Source organism: Allorhizocola rhizosphaerae, from assembly GCF_003426775.1.
Lineage (GTDB): Bacteria > Actinomycetota > Actinomycetes > Mycobacteriales > Micromonosporaceae > Allorhizocola > Allorhizocola rhizosphaerae.
Genome location: NZ_QJUG01000434.1, coordinates 1 through 2,502 on the forward strand (window position 1 = coordinate 1; position 2,502 = coordinate 2,502).

4 protein-coding genes, 2 tRNA genes and 1 other RNA gene are annotated in these 2,502 nt (G+C 66.5%); 6 read left to right on the forward strand and 1 reads right to left on the reverse strand.

From position 1 onward, the window contains the following. The 3 genes from DM816_RS41430 to recR all read left to right on the forward strand — a co-directional run. A partial coding sequence (locus DM816_RS41430; protein WP_162908410.1) for a hypothetical protein occupies positions 1–226 on the forward strand: 226 nt, incomplete at its 5' end. A 16-nt stretch (positions 227–242) separates the two neighbouring features. Then, entirely contained in the window at positions 243–572 is a 330-nt protein-coding gene (locus DM816_RS41435; protein WP_117215888.1) for a YbaB/EbfC family nucleoid-associated protein, read from the forward strand. Between the two features lie 7 nt (positions 573–579). Beyond that, positions 580–1,173 carry a recombination mediator RecR gene (recR, locus tag DM816_RS41440; RefSeq protein WP_117215889.1) on the forward strand — a complete coding sequence of 198 codons (594 nt, stop codon included), beginning with the start codon at positions 580–582 and terminating at the stop codon, positions 1,171–1,173. A gap of 245 nt (positions 1,174–1,418) precedes the next feature. Here the strand turns inward: recR and DM816_RS41445 are convergent. Then, positions 1,419–1,503: transfer RNA gene (locus DM816_RS41445), tRNA-Ser, on the reverse strand. Positions 1,504–1,553: 50 nt separating this feature from the next. Between DM816_RS41445 and ffs the strand changes: the two genes are divergently transcribed. The 3 genes from ffs (at position 1,554) to DM816_RS41460 (ending at position 2,415) form a co-directional block, all read left to right on the forward strand. Further along, positions 1,554–1,649: signal recognition particle sRNA small type (gene ffs / locus DM816_RS41450), an RNA gene on the forward strand. A 51-nt stretch (positions 1,650–1,700) separates the two neighbouring features. After that, on the forward strand, positions 1,701–2,306 hold the full coding sequence (locus tag DM816_RS41455) for a hypothetical protein (protein ID WP_117215890.1): 606 nt from the start codon (positions 1,701–1,703) through the stop codon (positions 2,304–2,306). A gap of 22 nt (positions 2,307–2,328) precedes the next feature. Beyond that, positions 2,329–2,415 (forward strand) — tRNA-Ser (locus DM816_RS41460). Positions 2,416–2,502 lie beyond the last annotated feature (87 nt).

Here is a 2,502-nt window from a genome sequence, read left to right on the forward strand (position 1 = left end):
CCCGGCCACGCAACCGCGCGTGACCGTCGACGAGGAGCCACCGCCCGACGACGAGGCCCCGCCCGACCCCGAGTTCGACGGCCCGGTCTATGAGGGGTTCGACCCGGGTGACGAGCCCGACCCCGACACTGATTCACTTGCCGTGAAGCAAACCAGCGAGGAGCAGGCACTGGAGTCCCTTCGCCAGAGCTTCAACCTCGAAAAGATCGCCGACAACGGCCGCTGACTTCAGGGAGCATGCGATGCGTCCGGGTGGACAGCCCAACTTGCAGAAGTTGATGAAACAGGCACAGCAGATGCAGCAGCAACTCGCCGAGGCCCAGGCGGCGCTCGCCGAGACCGAGGTGACCGGCACGGCCGGGGGCGGCCTGGTGACCATCACCGCCTCGGGCACGGGCGAGTTCCGCCGGGTCGCCATCGACCCCAAGGCGGTCGATCCCGACGACGTCGAGACCCTCGAAGACCTCGTGCTGGCCGCGATCACCAACACCAACGAGGAGATCCGCAAGCTCACCGAGCAGAAGATGGGCCCGCTGTCGTCCGGCCTCGGCGGCATGGGCCTGCCGTTCTGAGGCGATTGTGTACGAGGGAGCCATCCAGGATCTGATCGACGAGCTCGGCCGGCTGCCCGGCATCGGGCCCAAGAGCGCGCAGCGCCTGGCCTTTCACGTGCTGTCCGCCGACACGACCGACATCAAGCGGCTCGCCGCCGCGCTGACCCGGGTCAAGGAGGAGGTGCGCTTCTGCTCGACCTGCTACAACGTGGCCGAGGCCGAGCAGTGCCGCATCTGCCGCGACCCGCGCCGGCGCGACGACGCCCTGTGCGTGGTCGAGGAGCCCAAAGACGTGATCGCGATCGAGCGCACCAACGAATTCCGTGGGAGATACCACGTGCTCGGCGGGGCCATCAACCCGCTCGAAGGGATCGGCCCAGACCAGCTGCGCATCCGGGAGCTCATGGCCCGGCTGAGCTCGGGTGACGTGAGCGAGCTCATCCTCGCCACCGACCCCAACACCGAGGGCGAGGCCACGGCCACCTATCTGGCGCTTATGGTCAAGCCCATGGGCATCACCGTGTCCCGGCTCGCCAGCGGCCTGCCCGTGGGTGGCGACCTCGAATACGCCGACGAAATCACCCTCGGCCGCGCCTTCGAGGGCCGCCGCAAGCTCTAACCCGGAAGTAGACCTACTTCCTCCCGGTTAGGGCCCGCTTTCGCCGTCCCGGCGACGCACCATGCGATGTGGCCCCTACTTCCTCCCGGTTAGGGCCGCTTTGCAAAGGCGACCGGGATTAACCGTTCTCCCCACACGCGACGCAACCAGGATCGCCGGCCCATCCCCTCTTAGGGGAGCTGACGGACCGGCGATCCGGGCTGGAAATGCTTCAGCCCTGGTCGGTTGACCAGGGCTTCAGTGAGCGGAGGATACGAGATTCGAACTCGTGAGGGTTTTATCCCAACACGCTTTCCAAGCGTGCGCCCTAGGCCTCTAGGCGAATCCTCCGTCGAGAAGGATAGCGGCCGCACAGGGTCTTCGCACAACCAGGTACAGTTGCGTAGCCCCCGTGCGGCGGCACCCTGTGAACCTCCCCAGGGCCGGAAGGCAGCAAGGATAAGCAGGCTCTACCGGGTGCACGGGGGCCCGCAACCCCATCCCCCCAAGGGTGGGGTTTTTGTGTTCTCTTAACGGGGGAGGCACCGATGCTGCGAGCTTTTCTGCCCGGCGGCACGCGCGAGGAGGCCAAGCGGCGTGGCGTCGGCCGAGGCGGGCGGGTGGTTGATACGAGGCTGGCCGCGGGCGTGATGCTCGGCGTCGTCACCGTGCTCATGCTTTCGGCCTGTGCGCAAACTCACCTTGGCCCGACGGCGTCACCGCCCACCGAGGAACGGATCCCGGTCGTACACGCGGACGGACTGGCCGACGTGCCCATCGGCGCGGCGCGCGCGGAACTGGAACGCCACCTCAATCACGGCCTCCCCGGGTGCAACACTCAGCTGGCCCAGTATCCGCAGGGCAGCCTCGTCTTCACGGACGAGGGCCGGCTCGTGCTGCTCTGGTTCGAACGGCCGCTCCGCACGCCGCACGGAGTCTCGACCGGTACCCCCTTGAATGAAGTAAAAAAGATCTACCCGAGCGCACAGGAGCTCAATGCGCCGGAGGGCAGCTATCAGTTCGACGGGCTGCTCGTCACCTCCGGCGAGCACGGCTACCTTTTCCTGCACGATGGTCGCACCGTGCAGAAGGCGATCGCCGGTTACGTCGACTATCTACGCCGCCTGTTCGATACGGGTTTCGGCGCGTGCTGACCAATCGTGTACCCTCTTCGACGGTGGTGTGTCCGAGTGGCCTAAGGAGCACGCCTCGAAAGCGTGTGAGGGGGCAACCCCTCCGCGGGTTCAAATCCCGCCGCCACCGCTCTCAACAGCAAAAATGCCGGGCGCCCGCAGTTGCGGAACACCCGGCATTGGCATCTGGTCTCAAATGTGGTCTCAATAGCCCCCG